The sequence below is a fragment of the Lentibacillus kapialis genome (assembly GCF_014646635.1).
Lineage (GTDB): Bacteria > Bacillota > Bacilli > Bacillales > Amphibacillaceae > Lentibacillus > Lentibacillus kapialis.
In genome coordinates, this window is the sequence record NZ_BMNQ01000120.1 from 1 (window position 1) to 1,212 (window position 1,212).

1 rRNA gene is annotated in these 1,212 nt (G+C 55.7%); it reads left to right on the forward strand.

From position 1 onward, the window contains the following. A 16S ribosomal RNA gene (locus IEW67_RS17830) occupies nucleotides 1-1,212 on the forward strand; the annotation flags it as partial.

The following is a 1,212-nucleotide window of genomic DNA, read 5'->3' on the forward strand; positions in this document are numbered from 1 at the left end:
AGATGGGCCCGCGGCGCATTAGTTAGTTGGTGAGGTAAGAGCTCACCAAGGCGACGATGCGTAGCCGACCTGAGAGGGTGATCGGCCACACTGGGACTGAGACACGGCCCAGACTCCTACGGGAGGCAGCAGTAGGGAATCATCCGCAATGGACGAAAGTCTGACGGTGCAACGCCGCGTGAGTGATGAAGGTTTTCGGATCGTAAAACTCTGTTGTCAGGGAAGAACACGTGCTGCTCGAAGAGGGCAGCGCCTTGACGGTACCTGACCAGAAAGCCCCGGCTAACTACGTGCCAGCAGCCGCGGTAATACGTAGGGGGCGAGCGTTGTCCGGAATTATTGGGCGTAAAGCGCGCGCAGGCGGTCTTTTAAGTCTGATGTGAAATCCCGCGGCTCAACCGCGGGCGGTCATTGGAAACTGGAGGACTTGAGTGCAGAAGAGGAGAGTGGAATTCCACGTGTAGCGGTGAAATGCGTAGAGATGTGGAGGAACACCAGTGGCGAAGGCGACTCTCTGGTCTGTAACTGACGCTGAGGTGCGAAAGCATGGGTAGCGAACAGGATTAGATACCCTGGTAGTCCATGCCGTAAACGTTGAGTGCTAGGTGTTAGGGGGTTTCCACCCCTTTGTGCTGAAGTTAACGCATTAAGCACTCCGCCTGGGGAGTACGGCCGCAAGGCTGAAACTCAAAAGAATTGACGGGGGCCCGCACAAGCGGTGGAGCATGTGGTTTAATTCGAAGCAACGCGAAGAACCTTACCAGGTCTTGACATCCTCTGATGACGGTAGAGATACCGTGTTCCCTTCGGGGACAGAGTGACAGGTGGTGCATGGTTGTCGTCAGCTCGTGTCGTGAGATGTTGGGTTAAGTCCCGTAACGAGCGCAACCCTTGACCTTAGTTGCCAGCATTCAGTTGGGCACTCTAAGGTGACTGCCGGTGACAAACCGGAGGAAGGCGGGGATGACGTCAAATCATCATGCCCCTTATGACCTGGGCTACACACGTGCTACAATGGATGGAACAAAGGGCAGCGAAGCCGTGAGGTGAAGCAAATCCCACAAAACCATTCCCAGTTCGGATTGCAGGCTGCAACTCGCCTGTATGAAGCCGGAATCGCTAGTAATCGCGGATCAGAATGCCGCGGTGAATACGTTCCCGGGCCTTGTACACACCGCCCGTCACACCACGAGAGTTGGCAACACCCGAAGT